We start from the raw sequence: 17,006 nt of genomic DNA on the forward strand, positions 1-17,006 counted from the left end.
TTAATTATTTTAGACTTATTTCTATGCGGAATTGTCCCATAGCCGCAACTTTTAACTTGAAAATTGTAAATTTATACTGCGATAATCATCATTCCAAATGCTGTCATTTGGTATAGGGCATCACGAGCACTGAAACCCTCAGGGAGATTGTCATGAATTATCGCAAAAATGGAACAGCATACTTTATTGGCGGAACCATGATGCTGGCGGCATTCGCAACGCCAGCTCTTGCGGAATCGCAGGGCGTATCCATCGGCGGCTCGCGCAATGGAGGTCTTGGCCTCGGCGTAAGCGCAGATCTCGGCGGCGTCAAAGCGGGTGCCGACGCGTCGGTCGGCGGATCAAAGGGTATTGCCGCAGGCGCAGCGGCCTCGGTCGGAGGCTCACGTGGTATCAACGCTGGAGCCGGCGCCCGGGTCGATAATGGCATCGGGGCGGGGCTAGGCGCAAGCATTGGCGGCAGCAGTGGCGTTAATGCGGGGCTTGGGGCGGCTGTCGGAGGCGGCGGCATTGGCGTCGGCGCCGGTGCAAATGTCGGTGGCAGCGGCGGGCTCGGCGTCGGTGTCGGGATCGGTACAGGTCAACCCGGCGGCACCACTCCAGGTGGCGGGGTCATCGGCGGCGGGACAGCCCCCGGCGCGACCACGCCAGGGACCGGAACAAACCCGGCAACGCCCGGCGTCGTTGCGCAACGCGTGGCAAATCTATCGGATGTGCAACGCGCCAAGCTCAAGGTTCGCTGCCGGGAAGTGGCGTCGAATGCATCTGGCTATGACGCTTCACTCGTCCAGCTCTGCAAGATGCTTAGTGGTATCTGAGTTGCGGATCCGAATTGAGATGGCCTTTGTAAGGCCATCTCTTTTTACCGCTTAGGCGGCACACTCCCTGCGTGCGATCGAGCGGCTCATCGAATCCACCTGACCCTGAAGAGCGCCAGCCTGCTTCTGGCTCGCCGTCCGGTAGTCCGGGAGGAAGGGGCCAAAGCCGGTGACTACATTCGGGTCCTGATAACCCTGACCGCTCGTCAGGCGGCTGATCTCGGCCATGGCTTGATTGCGCTGCGCAACAAGCGCGGGACAGGCGACATTATCGTAGCGCAGCGATGAAATCTTCTCATTGTCGAGCTGGCTCTGAATGCCTCCGGCACAACCCGCGAGAAGCACGGATAGAACAATCATCGGAAAGTGCCTTTTAATCATGTGCTAAAGCCCTTTCCGGCCGTGTTGGCGTATATTTTGCACGTTGTCTACGAAGTGGAAAAGAGGAACCAGATAACGACGTTGGCTATTTTTTGCAATAGATATCCGGGAACTCCCACTAGTGACGCCCAAGGCATGTTGGGGGGAATTTTGGAATAGTTTCAACCACATGTACCACATCTGCCTCATCAGAGGTCCAAACTCGCCTGCCCCTCGTCCATCGCTGTGACGACGCTGGCGGCAAGAGCGCGCGTGATTCTGGATTTCTTTTCCAAGGCAGCGCGGTCCAGCCGGTCCACAACGCGGCTCGCGGTGGAGAGCGAACGCTCGATATGGCTGACGAGAAAATTTATGACGTTGGGATCGACGGCAATCTGCCGATCAGCGAAGAGCTTGTAGAGGACACCCGACAGCAGCATGTCGTCCGGCTCGCTGATCTCCACTGTCGTTGCTGCTTTAAGACGCGAGGCCAGATCCGGTAGGGTCACAGGCCAATTGGCGGGCCACTTGCGGGAGGTCATCAACAGGGTGGAACCGCTCTGGCGCACGCAGTTGATAAGGTGAAACAGACCCTCTTGATCGATCCGACCCGAGCCAATGTCGTCGATCAGGAAAGGCCCCTTGGCACCTGATGCCGCGCCAATTCTACTTGCATCTACGACGATGGCGTCAGTTTCTGCCTTCCATACTGCGGCAAGATGAGTCTTGCCCGAGCCTGTCGGGCCAGCCAGCACCACGACCGGAGAAATCCAGGCAGGCCAGCGATCAACGATGTCCACGGCCGCCATATTGGATGCGGACACAATCAGGTCGTCGCGGGAGTACCCCGGTTGGTGGCCGAGATCTAGCGGCAGCTGGCGAGGCGTACTGGCACTGGTCATGACGCGATGAAATACAGAAGACAACGCCGTGCTGTCATCCGATTTCTTTGGGTTTATCGCTATTGCGGTAGTCGCCTGTGTAGAGCGGGGATTGCTGGTAGCGGCGAATGATGAAGCGAACGAGAACGCCCACGGCGGCGGCGGTCGGCACCGCGATAAGCATGCCGGTGAAGCCCATCAGCGAACCGAATGCAAACAGGGCGAACATCAGCCAGACCGGGTGAAGGCCAACGGAAGAGCCCACGAGTTTCGGCTGAAGGATATTGCCCTCGATGAACTGCCCTATGCCGAACGCAGCGGCGACATAGAGAACGTTGATATAGTCCGGCCAGAACTGCACCAGCGCCACGCCAAGCGCCAGAAGCAGGCCGACAAGCGACCCGACATAGGGGATGAAACTGATCAGGCCGGCAAAAAGACCAATTAGCAAGCCGAAATTCAAGCCGGTAGCCGTGAGGCCGACCGCGTATATGACACCGAGAAGAAGGCACACCGTGCCCTGCCCGCGAACAAAGCCGGCAATGGCCTTGTTCATGTCCCGCGCGATGTCACGCACGGTATGGACGTGTTGACGTGGAACGAGACGGTCGATCTCGTTGACCATGCGGTCCCAATCAAGGAGCATGTAAAACGCCACCACCGGGGTCACCACGAAGAGCGCCACCACATCGATCAAAGTCTTGCCCGAACTCCAGATCGACTGGAGCAGCGTGGTGAGGAAGCCGGCGCCCTGCTGGAGAAGCGAATCCAGACTGTTGCGGATGACTGAGGCATCGACGCCGATGAAATCCTTCAGCCACTGCGAATCGCGATTGGCAATGAGCTCCTGCAGGCGCGACACGTAGCTTGGCAAGCGCACGATAAAATCGCTCATCTGCGTGGCAAGGACGGGAACGAGGATGATCAAGAGGAGCGCGAAGGTGACGACGAACAGAACCAGGATGACAATGGTAGCAAGCAGTCGTGAAAGACCCAGGCGCTGAAGGTGGTCCGCCACCGGATCTAGGAAATAAGCAAGGACGAGCCCTGCCACAAACGGCAGGAGGATCGACGAGAAAATATAAAGGAACAGGGCTAGGAACAGCATGGCGCCGGTCCAGAATACCGCCTGGCGGCGCACACTTGCGCCAAGCGTATTCACCTGGACATCGACATGGATGTCACGATCCGGGACTTCAACCGAAACAGGTTCCGCCTTGGTCGCCTTGCTTAAGCTCTTGCGTTCGGTGCTGCTCATATCCTGCCATGCATTTTATCCACGCCATGAGATAGGCAGTCGCGGAAGCTCCGGTCAAGGGACTCTTGATGCCCTGCTCAAGGATGGAGCGAAATCATGTGTTCCTCAAGTCCGGAGCCCTGTCAAAGTGTCAATAAGTGGCGCTTTCTCGCGCCCTTCAGTATCCAGACCTTGCAGTAGCGCAAAAGTCGTGTCATTTCGCGGGCAACAGCGTGGAGCAGATCATGAGTATCAAGAACGAGCCCGCCAAAGGTGGCAAGAATGGCCTTACCTACGCGCAGGCAGGCGTGGATATCGATGCCGGAAACCTGCTTGTCGAGAAGATCAAGCCGATTGTCCGTTCGACACGCCGCCCAGGTGCCGATGGCGAGATTGGCGGTTTTGGCGGTCTGTTCGACCTGAAGGCGGCAGGATTCACCGATCCCGTGCTCGTTGCTGCCAATGACGGTGTCGGAACCAAACTCAAGATCGCCATAGATGCGGGCGTGCATGATACGGTCGGCATCGATCTCGTCGCCATGTGCGTCAACGATCTCGTCGTGCAGGGAGCGGAACCCCTGTTCTTCCTCGACTATTTCGCCACTGGCAAGCTCGACCCGGATCAAGGAGCGGCAATTGTCACCGGCATCGCACAGGGCTGCCTGCAGGCAGGTTGCGCGCTGATCGGCGGCGAGACGGCGGAAATGCCCGGAATGTACCGCGATGGCGATTATGATCTCGCCGGCTTTGCCGTGGGCGCAGCCGAGCGCAACCAACTGCTGCCATCCGGTGACATTGCCGAGGGCGACATCATTCTCGGCCTCGCCTCCTCCGGCGTTCACTCCAACGGATTTTCGCTGGTACGGCGCATTGTCGAACTCTCCGGACTCGGCTGGGATGCCGACGCTCCGTTCAAGGCGGGCACAAGCCTTGGTCAGGCGCTGCTGACGCCGACGCGGATCTATGTGAAGCCACTGCTCGCAGCCATACGCCAGACCAATGCGATCAAGGCGCTTGCGCATATTACCGGCGGCGGCTTTCCGGACAACATTCCCCGCGTATTACCGAAAACGCTGACCGCGAGCATTGATCTTTCCGCCATCGAGGTTCCGCCGGTGTTTTCATGGCTGGCAAAGACCGGAGGTGTCGAGCGTGATGAAATGCTGCGGACCTTCAATTGCGGTATCGGCATGATTGCCGTGGTTGGGCCCGACAAGGTCGATGACGTGCTGGCGGCATTGAAAGCACAGGGCGAAGAAGCTGTTCGCCTCGGGACTATGATTGCACGCGGCGACGCCGGTGTAGTCTACCAGGGCACGCTGGCGCTGTGAACACGCCGAAGAAGCGGGTTGCCATCCTGATATCCGGGCGCGGCTCAAACATGAGCGCATTGATCGAAGCGGCAAAAGCACCCGACTACCCGGCGGAGATCGTGGCGGTCATCGCCAATAAAGCCGATGCTGCGGGACTTGATGTTGCACGGGCGAACGGCATCCCCGCGTTTGCCATTCCCCATCGCGATTTCGCTTCAAAACCCGAGCATGAAAACGCCGTTTCCCAGGCGCTGCATGCCGAAAAGACCGATATCGTCTGCCTTGCCGGTTACATGCGGATCATCTCGCCGGAGTTCGTGAGTGCGTGGGAAGGGAAGATGCTCAATATCCATCCTTCCTTGCTGCCGCTGTTCAAGGGCCTCCACACGCACGAGCAGGTGCTCGAAGCCGGAATGCGCGTGCACGGCTGCACCGTGCATTTCGTCACTGCGGGAATGGATGAAGGTCCGATCATCACCCAGACAGCAATTTCCGTGAACATTGGAGACACGCCCGACACGCTTGCCGAACGCGTGCTATCGGTGGAGCACGAGACTTATGTGCGGGCCCTTGCACTGGTTGCGAGCGGTAAAGCCGTGATGAAGAACGGCCGGACGGTCTTCAGAGATTAGCCAGATTAAGCGGCGTCTTGATGGTCTTTCGATGTCCGGACAAAGGATAGGCGAAATCCGAGAGCCTCGGCGACCTTAGCGATTGTCGCCAATTCCGGATTGCCTTCGCCGCTCAAGGCTTTGTAGAGCGTCTGACGGGTAAGACCGGTCTTACGGGCAAGATCGGTAATACCACGAGCTCGGGCGATGTCCCCCAATGCGCGGGCGATATCCGAAGCACTACCTTCCTCGCATGCTGCCAGTAAATATTCTTCGATCATCTCTTCGGAGTCGAGTAGTTCAACTGGATCGTAGGGACTCAGCTTTATCAAGATCGTATCTCCTTCAAATCCCTCGCCATTGCCTTTGCTTCTCTTATATCTCTGCTCTGCGTGCTCTTGTCTCCACCGCATAACAGAATAATCAAGATACTGCCTTGCTTGGTGAAATAAAGCCGATAACCAGGCCCACTATCAACTCTCATCTCACCGACACCGTCGCCAAGAAGCTTGTAGTCACCGAAATTTCCGGCGGCCAATCTGTTCAGCCGCGACATTATTATTGCCCGCGCCCGCAGATCCCGCAAACCACCAATCCAGCTTGAAAATGTATCTGTCTTCTTAACTAAATAACTCAAAAATGTAAACCATAGTTGTCAAAATGTCTAGATTATGAAATTTACTTTCGAGTATCATCGCAAAAATTTGTCGATCGCCAGCCTCACCCAGACCTTGTTGTCGTGGAAGGCGGCGCCGCCATTGGGTGCCGGCGAGTCGGCACCGGTCAGAACATTGATCCCCTCGCCACGTTCAAAGGCCGAATTGGCGAAAATGCCTTCGGAAATCACCACGCCGCGTTTGGTCACGGCCTGAATGCGCGCATGAACCACGACTTCGCCGCGATCATTGCCGATTTCCACGCGCGCGCCATCTTCAATTCCTAGTTCAGCGGCATCTTCGGGATGGATGAGCAGTTCGGGCCGTCTCTCCTTGGCGACAGACGTCGGAGTTTCGGAGAAGGTCGAATTCAGAAAATTATGGGCGGGTGACGTCGCCAGGCGGAATGGATGCTTTTCATCGGCGACTTCGATTGCCTGCCAATAATCGGGCCATTGCGGCAAGTTCTCGAACGGACCTTGCAGGCCCATCGACTGCGGCGGCCGGTTGGGTGACGGGCCATTAGTCCAGTCGGGCTTGAAGCGGAACTTGCCGTCCGGCCAGCTGAACCCCTTTTGATAGTGCGCCGTTTCGAAGTCGGGTTGTATGTCGAGCCAACGCTTCTCCTTCAGGACGTCGAAACCAGGTAGATTGCTGGCCGCCATCATATTGTCGATGAGCGTTTTGGCATCGAGATCGAAGCCGGGCAGATCGCCCACTCCAAGGCGCTTGGCCAGTTCGTTGATGACATAAAGGTTCGGGCGGGTCTCACCGGGGCCCTCGATCAGTTTGGGACCGAGCACGATGTGCTGCTGGCCGCCACCGCGATAGATGTCGTCATGCTCCATGAACATGGTGGCAGGCAGCACGACGTCGGCGAGTTTGGCGGTGTCGGTCATGAACTGCTCATGCACGGCCATGAACAGATCATCGCGCAGCATACCCTGCTTCACCAGACGCTGCTCCGGCGCGACATTGGCAGGGTTGGTATTCTGAACCAGCATCGCCATGACCGGCGGACCGTCATAGAGTGCAGCCGCGTCTCCGGTAAGCGCCGGGCCGATCTTGCACTGGTCGATATGGCGGACGGAGGGGTCGGCAAATGCGCGACCTTCGATCTCCCGCTTGTCCATGTGGAAGATGCCGGAATTGGAATGAAACCCGCCGCCGCCCTCATATTTCCAGGCGCCGGTTACCGCCGGAATCGAAAGCGCTGCATGCATGTTTACTGCACCATTGCGCTGGCGGGCAAAGCCATAACCAAGCCGAAAGAAAGTTCTCTTGGTCGTGCCGACGAGCCGGGCGAACTCTTCAATTTCGGCGATGCTGAGGCCGGTGATCGCGGCAGCCCATTCCGGCTTGCGGTCCTGCAAATGTTGTTCGAGGCCCTTCGGATCGTCGGTATAGGCGTTGAGATAGTCCCAATCGGCAAGCCCATCGCGAAACAGCACATGCATGACGGCGCAAGCGAAAGCCCCATCTGTGCCGGGTTTGAGAACAAGGCCCAAATCCGCCTGCCGGACCGTGGCCGTCTCATAGATGTCGATGGCGACGATCTTGGCGCCGCGATCCTTGCGGGCACGGACCGCGTGCGTCATGACATTGACCTGGGTTGCAGCGGCATTCGTGCCCCAGATCACGACGCAATCGGACTTCGCCATCTCGCGCGGATCGACACCCCCAAGCTTTCCCGTTCCGGCGAAGAAGCCCGTCCAGGCCAGGTTCGTGCAGATACTGTCGAACTGATTGGAATACTTCTTGGCATGGCGCAGGCGATGAATCGAATCGCGCTGCACAAGCCCCATCGTGCCCGCGTAGTAGTATGGCCAGACGCTTTCGGAGCCATGATCGGCTTCCGCCTTGAGGAAGCGTTCGGCGACCAGATCGAGCGCGGCTTCCCAACTCGCCTCTTTCCAGATGCCCTCACCTTTTGCGCCGCCGCGGATGACGGGCTTCAGCAGGCGCTCCGGGTGATGGATCCGCTCCGCATAGCGTGCAACCTTGGCACAGATGACGCCAGCCGTGTAACTGTTCTCTTTCGCTCCGCGTACGCGTCCGATATGGCCCGTATCGAGCACCTCGATATCAAGCGCGCAGGTCGACGGGCAATCATGAGGACAGGCCGAGTGGCCCGTTCGAAGCAGGAGAGGTTTATTCATTGCCTATCCATAGCGCAAATTCCGACGGTCACAAATGGTGCTTTTCGACCGCCGCCGGTAATTTCAAGCGAGCAGGTGCTGCACTCGCTCTATCGCCCAGTGGTAGAAACTGCCGGGCTCAGCGGGTAGATCAGTCGGTTGCTTCTTATGAATGTGGAAGCCGATGAAATCCTTGTGTCGTATGGGTTCAAGACCATACTTGGCATCGAAAATCCGGAGGGCATCGCGGCCAGTCCAATAGTAGAAGCTTTCCTTCGGTGCCGCGTCCCTGAAAAATCCGTGCCGCCGCGCCAGCCGCGAGATGCCGTCATTGCCAAAGACAGTATGGCCGATCATACCAGTCGTGACTTCTTCGCCCTTCAAGCGTGCCAAAGCGGGCTTGATGAACCGCCGGTGAAAGCCAAGCCAATCCGGCAGGATCTCGGTTCCGTTGATGTAGGCGTCGAAATCACCAATGATCGGATTGTCCGGAGGAAGGTAGAGGGCCGAAACGCCGAGCCGCGAGAAGTTTTCTCGCGCAAGATACGGCTTTGCGGGCGCCGGATCGAATGGCTTGATGAGATATACATCGGTGTCGAGCCAGGCGCCTTCGCCATGTTTCATCAACATGACGCGGAACAGATCGCTGAATTGGAGCACAGTGACGCCCGGCCTCTTTGCCGGAAAATCCTTGTTTATCCGGGCAAAAACATGCCGCGGCAACACTGGCTCCGCATCGTGAACTTCAACGCCAGAAGGTACGTTGCCGATCGGATCATAGCAAAACAGCTTGACCCTGTGCCCAGCGAGAATCATGGAAGCCAGGCAAACCCTGTCGACGAAGCGCAATGAGGAACCATACCAAAAACTGCAGATTTCCAAAATGTGTACCTATCCAGCAATGTTGAAGCCCGGCTAGCACAGCCGCGAACGATAAGCAATTTGCGGCCACTTGCAGAGGTGGCTATGCCAGACGCATCACTGCCGCGCCTGCCGCGATGAGAGCCACGGCCGCAAGACGCTTCGGGCCGACGCTTTCCTTCAGAACGAAGGCGGAGATGACGACGGCAAACAGGATCGACGTCTCACGCAGGGCGGCGACCGCAGCGACGGGCGCCATGGTCATCGCCCAGAGCGCAAGGCCATATGAGCCGAGCGTACCAACGCCCCCGATGGTTGCGAGCCGCGTTCGCTTGAGAAAGTGGGGCCACAATTCGCCCGGGCGCATGATCATTGTCCAGACCAATAGCGGGACTGCATTCAGCACGAACACCCACATCGTATAAGAAGCAGGCGCTCCGGAATGACGAACGCCGATACCATCGATCAACGTGTACGAGGCGATGACAACAGCGTTGATCAGGGCGAGGATGGTGGTTGCCCGGTTCGAACCCGCACGCCGCCGGGACTCAAGCGCGAGAGCCAGCACTCCACCGCAGATCAACGCAATTCCTGCCCATTTCTGCCACGACAGGACCTCGCCAATGAGTGGCCCGCTTGCGACGGCAACAATCAGAGGCGCCGTGCCGCGCATGATCGGATAGGCCTGGCTCATATCACCGCTGCGATACGCCGCCGCGACCAGGACGAGATAAATGACCTGTGCAACACCGGAAGAGGCGAGGAAAGGCCAGCTTTCGCGCGCCGGCGGCGACAGGAATGGCAGGCATATGGCCGCTATGATGCCCGCTGACGTGACCACGACAACCGTGTTGAGGAACTTGTTGCCCTCGGATTTTACGACGGCATTCCAGCTTGCATGCATGAGTGCTGCAAAAAGCACGATGAGGACGACGGTTCCGGACATTATCTCTTCACCCGCAGCACGCCAGCGATACGAGTGTGCCCGTTGCGCTGTATGACAGATTTGCGGGAGATGGCAAATTCGATAAGCTCAACTTCGACATCAAGGAAAGTGTTGAACGACAAGCTTGCTTGCGACCGGGCTCGCGTCATGAGAGAAGCGCCTCATGAACTACCGACACGCATATCATGCCGGCAATTTCGCCGATGTGGTCAAACACATCATTCTGACGCGAATCGTGCTTTATCTGCAGCGCAAGGAACAAGCCTTTCGCGTCATCGACACGCATGCGGGCATAGGCCGATATGACCTCAAGGGCATTGAAGCGGGCAAAACGAACGAGTGGCAGAACGGCGTTGGTCGCCTGCTCGATGCCAACTTCGGTACCGACGCCGCTGCACTGATCCAGCCTTATCTCGACATCGTACGCGCCGAGAATCCCGATGGCGCAATGAGACACTATCCGGGATCGCCCCTGATCGTGAGGCATCTGCTGAGGCCCCAGGACCGTTTGTCTGCACTGGAACTGCATCCAGTCGACGCGGGATTGCTGGCGGAGATATTCGAAGGCGACATTCAGGTGCGCGTGACACAACTGGACGGCTGGCTGGCGCTGGGCGCACATCTGCCGCCAAAGGAAAAGCGCGGGCTGGTCCTGGTTGATCCGCCGTTCGAAGTTGGCGGCGAGTTCAAGCGGCTGGTGGAAGGGCTCATGCGCGCGCGCAAGCGGTTTTCGGGCGGAACGTTCGCACTTTGGTACCCGGTGAAAGACCGGGACGAGGTGCAGCGATTCGTGACCGCACTGCACGAGACCCAAATTCCCAAGATATTGCGTACGGAACTCATGATTCGTGCGCCATCGCCGGAGCCTCGGCTGGACGGCACCGGGATGATCGTCGTCAACCCGCCATACACGCTCTATGACGAACTGCGCACAATTCTTCCACCGTTGTCAAAAATCCTCAGTGACGAACAGAACGCCGGTTTCACGCTCGATTGGATACGCGGCGAGCAAGTTGGAGCTTGACCGGATGCAATGGCTAGTTGAGATTGCGCCAACGAGATTTCACGGAGAGTGATCCTATGGCACGCGTATCATCGTTTCTTACCGCAGGCTTCGCCGTTGGCCTGGCACTGGCATCGGCTGCTGCACCGGCAAGAGCGGCTGACTACATCAGGCAAGGCGCCGTCTATGACGACACATGCGGGCAGGCACACGTCCTCAACCGCATCGTCAATAAATTTTCATACCAGGTGCACCATGTACCAAACCTGCCGCAGGTAGCGATCCAGGAGTTCAGCGACGTGCGTCTGACCCGTTTCGAGCCAAGCCGGGACCCCGACTTGGATGCCGTGGCACGCCACTATTGCCGGGCAACAGCGCACCTTTCGGATGGGGATCAACGTCCGGTCTGGTATCTCGTGGAAGAGGGTCAGGGCTTCGTCGGGATCGGCAACAATGTCGAATTCTGTGTTTCCGGATTCGATCGTTGGCACGTCTATAACGGCAACTGCCGCACGCTCTACTAAGCAACGCGATTTATGCCGCCCGGCAAGCTGGCACGCTATGTGGTGTTTGCAGCTCTGATCGGCATTACCGTTCTGTCATACATCTATGAAGAGAACACAGGGGTGAACGACGTTCCCGCCGAGCACTCTCCCGACGCGCCGGCTGAAGCGGACGGGAGGGAGAAAATCGCCCCGACTTCCAGTACAGGCTTTGATTTCTACGTGCTCGCTCTCTCCTGGTCGCCCAGCTACTGCGCGGCGGAGGGCGCGAACGCCAACAGGCAACAATGTTCTTCCGGTCGGCCATACGGTTTCGTCGTGCATGGGCTTTGGCCCCAGTTCGAGACTGGCTATCCGCAGAATTGCGAAACATCACAGAGCCGCAACGTTCCCTTTGCCCAAGCCAAGCAATTGTCCGACATCATGCCATCGCCGGGATTGGTCACGCATGAATGGCGCAAGCATGGTTCGTGCACCGGCCTGACGCAGAAGGACTACTTTTCCCTGGTGCGCCAGGCGGTACAGCGGGTAGCTATTCCGCCCGCATATCGCCAGCCGACGCCTCGCGCTCCGGTCAATCCGCAATTGCTCGAACAGGCTTTCGTCTCCGCCAATCCGGGCCTCTCCACGGAAGGCATCGCCGTCACGTGTGATCGCGATTATTTGCGGGAGGTGCGGGTTTGCTTGACGAAGGAACTGACGTTCCGCCCTTGTCCCGAGGTCGACCGCTCGTCCTGCCGGCGACGATCAGTGGAAATGCCTGCTGCACAATAGCCTGTTAAAGTGTCGCTCTTTGAGAAAACCCCTGGCGAGGTTACGGTTCGGCACCGAATCGTGATCGATGGAGCTCACAGTGCCGAAACTTCTTTATTCCCCCGCCTCACCCTATAGTACCAAGGTTCGCATGACAGCGCTTTATGCGGGAGTTCCCATCGAGGATGTGCTGGTTGACACCAATGCCGAGCCGACGGAACTCATCGCTGCCAATCCTCTCGGCAAGATACCGACGCTCATCATGGATGACGGCAAGGCAATATTCGACAGCCGCGTCATAACGCAGTATCTCAACCGCGTGTCGGGCAACAAGATTTTTCCGCGTAACGCGGAAAAGCGTCTCGAAGCCGAACAGATGGAATCGATTGCCGACGGCCTATGCGACGTGCTGCTCGCGCATGTCTACGAGCGTCGCTTCCATCCGGAAGAAAAGGTCCATCAGCCGTGGCTGGATCGCCAATGGGGCAAGGCCATTCGCGTGCTTGATCACCTCAACACGGCACCGCCGCGCCTAGGCAAGAAAATCCATGGAGGACATATAGCCCTTGCCGCCGCCCTCGCCTATGCGAGCCTGCGCTTTGAAGGCAAATGGGAAAAGGGCCGTTCAAAACTGAAGCGCTGGCAGAAGCGATTCGAAGAACTGCATCCAGAACTTGCAGCCTTGCTGCCAAAGTAGAACAAAAAAGGGCCGGACAGTTTCCCGTCCGGCCCTTTCAGATCAGGGATGGCTTAGAACTTGTAGCCAACGCCAAGACGAACTTCGTTCGTCGTCAGCTTGCTGGACACGTCGTCGAGACCACCGAGGTCGAAGTCTTTCTTGCCGTAATCGCTGTAGCGATATTCGACGCGACCTACGATATTCTGTGTGATCTTGGCTTCAGCACCGGCACCGACAGTCCAGCCGATGCGGGTGTTGGAATCGCTGCCCAGATCGGACGACAACTTGCTGTTGGTCACGGCGAGACCGCCTGTGCCGTACAACAGTACCGGATCAAGTGCGATACCGGCGCGGGCACGAACCGAACCTTCTACGCCCTGCTTGGCCTTGATGCCATTGCGGGTCTCGTCACCGCCGTTGTAGCCGAGATCGGCTTCAGCACCGTAGACGAACTGACCGTTCTGCAAGTTGTAACCACCGTAAGCGCCGCCCTGGAAGCCATCGGCGTTGATGTTGCCATCATCATCCGTCTTGTGCTTGTTCCAGCCATAGCCGCCATAGGCACCGAGATAGGCACCGGACCAGTCAGCGGCAGCCGGCGCTTCGATAGGAGCCGGTGCAGGCGGCTGTTCCAGAACGGCGTCAGCGGCAAAGGAAGGGGCGGAAAGCGTAAGTACGGCCGCCGAAGCGAGGATCGTTGTTTTAAGAGTGCGCATGGCAATCTCCTTTTTTAAACTCTTTTACACGGAGCGGGCACTGGTCGGGGGGAAAAACCAAGAATTTGCGTCCGCTTGACCGGACAGACATTCGCGCCGCATTGTGGCGGCACTTGCTCCGGACTGTGAAAAGAAACTGTCGGGAAAATGGCGGAAATGCGATGTGTTTTTTTTGCAACATCGGAAATAATCCAATAAATTCAACAACCTGAAAACAAGCCAACAAAATAGATTTGGGTTCATATTTTCAGAAATTTTTATCGAAAGCTCCTCGATATTGCACTGCACTATAACATGCTTAATCCTTGCTTAAGAACTCGATTCGTCTTGGGCTTCCAAGCTGTTTCTCGCCGCAATACCGGCATCGTCCAGGCCAGTGCGTCCGGATGTAAACCAATAGACTGCATCTGTTCATTACTGACAGCGCAAGAACCATTCACTCTCGCGCTTTCGCGGTGCGACCCCTATATTCGTGCCTGAATCGCCGCGTGAAGGAGCCACCACTTGAAGACAGATCAGCCCGTTGCTCTTGTTACCGGTGGAGCCAAGAGGATTGGCAAGGCGATCGTCCAGGATCTTTCGCTGAACGGCTTTGCCGTGGCGATACACTGCAATCATTCGCGGGACGAAGGCGAAGAGCTACTCACGGACATCTATGCGGCCGGGGGCACAGCTTGCGTCGTCCAGGCGGATCTTTCGGACAGCGACGCCGTGCGCCGCCTTATTCGCGACGCGCAGGACCAGCTTGGGCCGGTCCAACTGCTGGTCAACAACGCATCGGTCTTCGAGGACGACGGAATAGGCAATCTGGCAGATGACAAAGTGTGGGAGATGCATTTTGCAGTCCACGTCAGGGCGCCAGTGCTTCTGGCCGACGCAATGACGACGGCTCTTCCGGCGCATAGCGAGGGCTTGGTTGTCAACATCATCGACCACCGCGTGTGGAAACTGACGCCGAGATTCCTCTCCTATACGCTGTCGAAGGCTGCCCTTTGGACGGCGACGCAAACATTGGCACAGGCTCTCGCGCCTCGCATCCGCGTCAACGGCATCGGACCGGGACCGACAATGCCGAGCAACAGGCAGAGCAAGGAAGACTTCGACCGGCAGGTGAGCACACTGCTTCTGGAGCACGGGCCCGACCTGTCAGAATTCGGCCGCACAATCCGCTATCTATGGGAAACACGATCAATCACGGGGCAAATGATCGCTCTCGATGGCGGACAACATCTGGCGTGGGAAACCGCAGATGTTTCAGGAATAGCAGAATGAACGATCCGGCAAATCAACCCAGTCCACGGCAGCTTCTTCCCGGCGATGCGAGCGAAGACGATATCGATTTGTCCATCGATGAGGACCTGAGCGAACCCGCAGAGGAAAGCAACGATCCCGTACGAGACGTTGCGGCGCTGATCAGTGCCATAGAATGGGATTCCACAAGTGCCGGCGACGGGACCAGCGGCGCCGATGTGATCGCTGCGCTGGTCAAACGCCTGCCGAACAAACCGGGCGTCTATCGCATGTTCAACGAGGCCGGCGACGTCCTCTACGTCGGCAAGGCGCACAGCCTGAAGAAACGTGTCTCGAATTATGCTCGCGGTCAGGGCCACAATAACCGCATCGGCCGGATGATTCGCGAAACCGCCAAGATGGAATTCGTCGTCACCCGTACGGAAACGGAAGCGCTGTTGCTCGAAGCCAACCTGATCAAACGCTTGCGGCCACGCTTTAATGTGCTGATGCGGGACGACAAATCATTCCCCTACATTCTCCTGACCGCACCCAAGCAGGCCGATCGCCGACTGGCACCCGGTATCTTCAAGCACCGGGGCGCACGATCGAGCAAGGGCGACTATTTCGGCCCGTTCGCATCTGCGGGAGCAGTGGGACGTACGATAAACGCTTTGCAGCGCGCGTTCCTTTTGCGCACCTGCACGGACTCTTTCTATGAAAATCGAACGCGCCCCTGCCTGCTCTATCAGATCAAGCGATGTTCTGGTCCGTGCACCGGCGAGATCAATGAAACCGAATATGACGAGCTTGTCAGTGAAACAAAGGCTTTTCTTTCGGGCAAAAGCCAGGCGGTAAAGACACATCTTTCGAATGCGATGCGCGAGGCTTCGGCTGATCTCGACTTCGAGCGCGCAGCGGTATACCGCGACCGCCTCTCGGCGCTTTCACACATCCAGGCCCATTCCGGCATCAACCCGCAATCTGTCGAAGAAGCCGATGTCTTCGCCATCTACCAGGATGGCGGCGTGACCTGCATCCAGGTATTTTTCTTCCGGACCGGCCAAAACTGGGGCAACCGCGCCTATTATCCCAAAGCGGATTCCTCGCTCTCCGGCGCCGAGGTTCTCGGGGCGTTCCTCTCTCAGTTCTACGACGACAAGCCCTGCCCGGCGCTGATCATGCTTTCGCAAGCAGTCGAGGACCAGGAACTGCTGTGCGCGGCCTTGACGGCGAAATCCGGCCGTAAAGTATCGATCATCGTTCCGCAGCGTGGCGAGAAGCGTGATCTGGTGGAATACGCCATGAGCAACGCGCGTGAAGCTCTTGGCCGCCAACTGGCAGAAACTTCATCGCAATCGCGGCTGCTCAAGGGCGTGGCCGAAACGTTCGGGCTGGAGAGAACGCCAAGGCGTATCGAGGTTTATGACAATTCCCACATCATGGGTACGAACGCCATCGGCGCGATGATCGTCGCGGGGCCGGAAGGTTTCGTAAAGAACCAGTACCGCAAGTTCAATATCCGCTCGACCGAGATCACACCCGGCGACGATTTCGGCATGATGCGCGAAGTGATCGAGCGACGTTTCAGCCGTCTGGTGAAGGAGCATGGCACGCCGGACGCCAGGGATGTGCCGAACGAGGAGGTTGAGGTCGACGATATGGATGACGATTCGGACACTTTCCCGGCCTGGCCGGACATTATCCTCATCGACGGCGGCCAAGGCCAGATGAGCGCTGTCCGCGGTATCCTGCAGGAGATGGGCATTGCCGGGAAGGTCACGGCGATTGGCGTCGCCAAGGGTGTGGACCGTGATGCGGGCCGCGAGCGTTTCTTCATGGAGGGCAAACAGCCATTTACGCTCCCTCCGCGCGATCCGGTACTCTACTTCCTGCAGCGTCTGCGTGACGAGGCACACCGCTTTGCCATCGGGACGCACCGGGCCAAACGCAAAAAGGAGATGGTCAAGAACCCGCTCGATGAAATCGCGGGAATCGGTCCGTCGCGCAAACGAGCGCTACTGCATCAATTCGGCACGGCAAAGGCGGTTTCGCGGGCAGCTGTCGAAGACCTGATGAAGGTCGACGGTATATCTGAAGCGATGGCCATCACAATTCGCGATCATTTCCGTACGTAGGGGCCTACTCCAGACATAATTGCGCCTGACTTCGTGACGATGAGCTTGACGTATGGCGGTCGAGCCCTTTTGATCGGCACTGCGGGTCGTGCTTCCGACAGGAGGCGCAATGACCAAGCGGCTCTTTGTTTGGCGCATAATCCTTTCCAAGAATCGAAAGCGG

General features: G+C 57.8%; 18 protein-coding genes. 9 read left to right on the plus strand and 9 right to left on the minus strand.

Annotated features, from left to right (window positions below; translation table 11 throughout):
• Positions 1 to 152: 152 nt before the first annotated feature.
• On the plus strand, positions 153 to 818 hold the full coding sequence (locus CU100_RS13345) for a hypothetical protein (protein ID WP_106717012.1): 666 nt from the start codon (positions 153 to 155) through the stop codon (positions 816 to 818).
• 51 nt (positions 819 to 869) lie between these two features.
• Here the strand turns inward: CU100_RS13345 and CU100_RS13350 are convergent, their stop codons facing one another.
• The 3 genes from CU100_RS13350 to CU100_RS13360 all read right to left on the minus strand — a co-directional run bounded on the left by CU100_RS13350 (position 870) and on the right by CU100_RS13360 (position 3,317).
• On the minus strand, positions 870 to 1,178 hold the full coding sequence (locus CU100_RS13350) for a hypothetical protein (RefSeq protein ID WP_106717013.1): 309 nt from the start codon (positions 1,176 to 1,178) through the stop codon (positions 870 to 872).
• A gap of 209 nt (positions 1,179 to 1,387) precedes the next feature.
• Entirely contained in the window at positions 1,388 to 2,080 is a 693-nt protein-coding gene (gene hdaA, locus CU100_RS13355) for a DnaA regulatory inactivator HdaA (RefSeq protein ID WP_106717014.1), read from the minus strand.
• A gap of 34 nt (positions 2,081 to 2,114) precedes the next feature.
• On the minus strand, positions 2,115 to 3,317 hold the full coding sequence (locus CU100_RS13360) for an AI-2E family transporter (RefSeq protein WP_106717015.1): 1,203 nt from the start codon (positions 3,315 to 3,317) through the stop codon (positions 2,115 to 2,117).
• Positions 3,318 to 3,541: 224 nt separating this feature from the next.
• On the opposite strand from CU100_RS13360, the gene purM reads away from it, so the two are divergent.
• The gene (gene purM, locus CU100_RS13365) at positions 3,542 to 4,627 is read left to right on the plus strand and encodes a phosphoribosylformylglycinamidine cyclo-ligase (protein WP_106717016.1); all 1,086 of its coding nucleotides are present in this window, start codon (positions 3,542 to 3,544) and stop codon (positions 4,625 to 4,627) included.
• A 50-nt stretch (positions 4,628 to 4,677) separates the two neighbouring features.
• Positions 4,678 to 5,241 (plus strand): phosphoribosylglycinamide formyltransferase, encoded by a 564-nt coding sequence (purN, locus tag CU100_RS13370; RefSeq protein WP_210280566.1) that lies wholly within the window; start codon positions 4,678 to 4,680, stop codon positions 5,239 to 5,241.
• 5 nt (positions 5,242 to 5,246) lie between these two features.
• Here the strand turns inward: purN and CU100_RS13375 are convergent, their stop codons facing one another.
• From CU100_RS13375 to CU100_RS13395, 5 genes are all read right to left on the minus strand, one after another.
• Positions 5,247 to 5,501, minus strand: coding sequence for an addiction module antidote protein (locus CU100_RS13375; protein ID WP_245419027.1), 255 nt, complete (start codon positions 5,499 to 5,501; stop codon positions 5,247 to 5,249).
• A 47-nt stretch (positions 5,502 to 5,548) separates the two neighbouring features.
• The gene (locus tag CU100_RS13380) at positions 5,549 to 5,857 is read right to left on the minus strand and encodes a type II toxin-antitoxin system RelE/ParE family toxin (protein WP_106717019.1); all 309 of its coding nucleotides are present in this window, start codon (positions 5,855 to 5,857) and stop codon (positions 5,549 to 5,551) included.
• Positions 5,858 to 5,911: 54 nt separating this feature from the next.
• Positions 5,912 to 8,035: a molybdopterin oxidoreductase family protein gene (locus tag CU100_RS13385; protein WP_106717020.1), complete on the minus strand. Its 2,124-nt coding sequence runs from the start codon at positions 8,033 to 8,035 to the stop codon at positions 5,912 to 5,914.
• A 63-nt stretch (positions 8,036 to 8,098) separates the two neighbouring features.
• Positions 8,099 to 8,896, minus strand: coding sequence for a glycosyltransferase family 32 protein (locus CU100_RS13390; protein WP_106717021.1), 798 nt, complete (start codon positions 8,894 to 8,896; stop codon positions 8,099 to 8,101).
• Between the two features lie 82 nt (positions 8,897 to 8,978).
• Positions 8,979 to 9,821 (minus strand): EamA family transporter, encoded by an 843-nt coding sequence (locus tag CU100_RS13395; RefSeq protein WP_106717022.1) that lies wholly within the window; start codon positions 9,819 to 9,821, stop codon positions 8,979 to 8,981.
• A 163-nt stretch (positions 9,822 to 9,984) separates the two neighbouring features.
• On the opposite strand from CU100_RS13395, the gene CU100_RS13400 reads away from it, so the two are divergent.
• The 4 genes from CU100_RS13400 to CU100_RS13415 all read left to right on the plus strand — a co-directional run bounded on the left by CU100_RS13400 (position 9,985) and on the right by CU100_RS13415 (position 12,777).
• Positions 9,985 to 10,845 carry a 23S rRNA (adenine(2030)-N(6))-methyltransferase RlmJ gene (locus CU100_RS13400; protein WP_106717023.1) on the plus strand — a complete coding sequence of 287 codons (861 nt, stop codon included), beginning with the start codon at positions 9,985 to 9,987 and terminating at the stop codon, positions 10,843 to 10,845.
• A gap of 56 nt (positions 10,846 to 10,901) precedes the next feature.
• Positions 10,902 to 11,348 (plus strand): hypothetical protein, encoded by a 447-nt coding sequence (locus tag CU100_RS13405; protein ID WP_106717024.1) that lies wholly within the window; start codon positions 10,902 to 10,904, stop codon positions 11,346 to 11,348.
• 12 nt (positions 11,349 to 11,360) lie between these two features.
• A complete protein-coding gene (locus CU100_RS13410; protein ID WP_106717025.1) occupies positions 11,361 to 12,101 on the plus strand; it encodes a ribonuclease T2 family protein in 741 nt (246 codons plus the stop codon).
• A 79-nt stretch (positions 12,102 to 12,180) separates the two neighbouring features.
• Complete coding sequence (locus CU100_RS13415; RefSeq protein WP_106717270.1) at positions 12,181 to 12,777, plus strand: glutathione S-transferase; 597 nt, start codon at positions 12,181 to 12,183, stop codon at positions 12,775 to 12,777.
• Positions 12,778 to 12,830: 53 nt separating this feature from the next.
• On the opposite strand, the gene CU100_RS13420 is transcribed toward CU100_RS13415, so the two are convergent.
• Positions 12,831 to 13,475: an outer membrane protein gene (locus CU100_RS13420; protein ID WP_106717026.1), complete on the minus strand. Its 645-nt coding sequence runs from the start codon at positions 13,473 to 13,475 to the stop codon at positions 12,831 to 12,833.
• Between the two features lie 504 nt (positions 13,476 to 13,979).
• On the opposite strand from CU100_RS13420, the gene CU100_RS13425 reads away from it, so the two are divergent.
• Together CU100_RS13425 and uvrC are read left to right on the plus strand one after the other, a co-directional pair.
• Positions 13,980 to 14,747, plus strand: coding sequence for an SDR family oxidoreductase (locus CU100_RS13425; RefSeq protein WP_106717027.1), 768 nt, complete (start codon positions 13,980 to 13,982; stop codon positions 14,745 to 14,747).
• Positions 14,744 to 16,843 (plus strand): excinuclease ABC subunit UvrC, encoded by a 2,100-nt coding sequence (gene uvrC / locus CU100_RS13430; RefSeq protein ID WP_106717028.1) that lies wholly within the window; start codon positions 14,744 to 14,746, stop codon positions 16,841 to 16,843. The genes CU100_RS13425 and uvrC overlap by 4 nt, the downstream gene beginning before the upstream one ends.
• Positions 16,844 to 17,006 lie beyond the last annotated feature (163 nt).

Source organism: Phyllobacterium endophyticum (assembly GCF_003010935.1).
Lineage (GTDB): Bacteria > Pseudomonadota > Alphaproteobacteria > Rhizobiales > Rhizobiaceae > Phyllobacterium > Phyllobacterium endophyticum.

Bases quoted from the DNA above. Each gene is read 5' to 3' on its own strand.
- CU100_RS13375 (WP_245419027.1), bottom strand. From the start codon at position 5,501: ATGATCGAAGAATATTTACTGGCAGCATGCGAGGAAGGTAGTGCTTCG.
- CU100_RS13420 (WP_106717026.1), bottom strand. From the start codon at position 13,475: ATGCGCACTCTTAAAACAACGATCCTCGCTTCGGCGGCCGTACTTACG.
- CU100_RS13345 (WP_106717012.1), top strand. From the start codon at position 153: ATGAATTATCGCAAAAATGGAACAGCATACTTTATTGGCGGAACCATG.
- uvrC (WP_106717028.1), top strand. From the start codon at position 14,744: ATGAACGATCCGGCAAATCAACCCAGTCCACGGCAGCTTCTTCCCGGC.
- hdaA (WP_106717014.1), bottom strand. From the start codon at position 2,080: ATGACCAGTGCCAGTACGCCTCGCCAGCTGCCGCTAGATCTCGGCCAC.
- CU100_RS13400 (WP_106717023.1), top strand. From the start codon at position 9,985: ATGAACTACCGACACGCATATCATGCCGGCAATTTCGCCGATGTGGTC.
- CU100_RS13385 (WP_106717020.1), bottom strand. From the start codon at position 8,035: ATGAATAAACCTCTCCTGCTTCGAACGGGCCACTCGGCCTGTCCTCAT.
- purN (WP_210280566.1), top strand. From the start codon at position 4,678: ATGAGCGCATTGATCGAAGCGGCAAAAGCACCCGACTACCCGGCGGAG.
- CU100_RS13360 (WP_106717015.1), bottom strand. From the start codon at position 3,317: ATGAGCAGCACCGAACGCAAGAGCTTAAGCAAGGCGACCAAGGCGGAA.
- purM (WP_106717016.1), top strand. From the start codon at position 3,542: ATGAGTATCAAGAACGAGCCCGCCAAAGGTGGCAAGAATGGCCTTACC.
- CU100_RS13405 (WP_106717024.1), top strand. From the start codon at position 10,902: ATGGCACGCGTATCATCGTTTCTTACCGCAGGCTTCGCCGTTGGCCTG.
- CU100_RS13410 (WP_106717025.1), top strand. From the start codon at position 11,361: ATGCCGCCCGGCAAGCTGGCACGCTATGTGGTGTTTGCAGCTCTGATC.
- CU100_RS13395 (WP_106717022.1), bottom strand. From the start codon at position 9,821: ATGTCCGGAACCGTCGTCCTCATCGTGCTTTTTGCAGCACTCATGCAT.
- CU100_RS13350 (WP_106717013.1), bottom strand. From the start codon at position 1,178: ATGATTGTTCTATCCGTGCTTCTCGCGGGTTGTGCCGGAGGCATTCAG.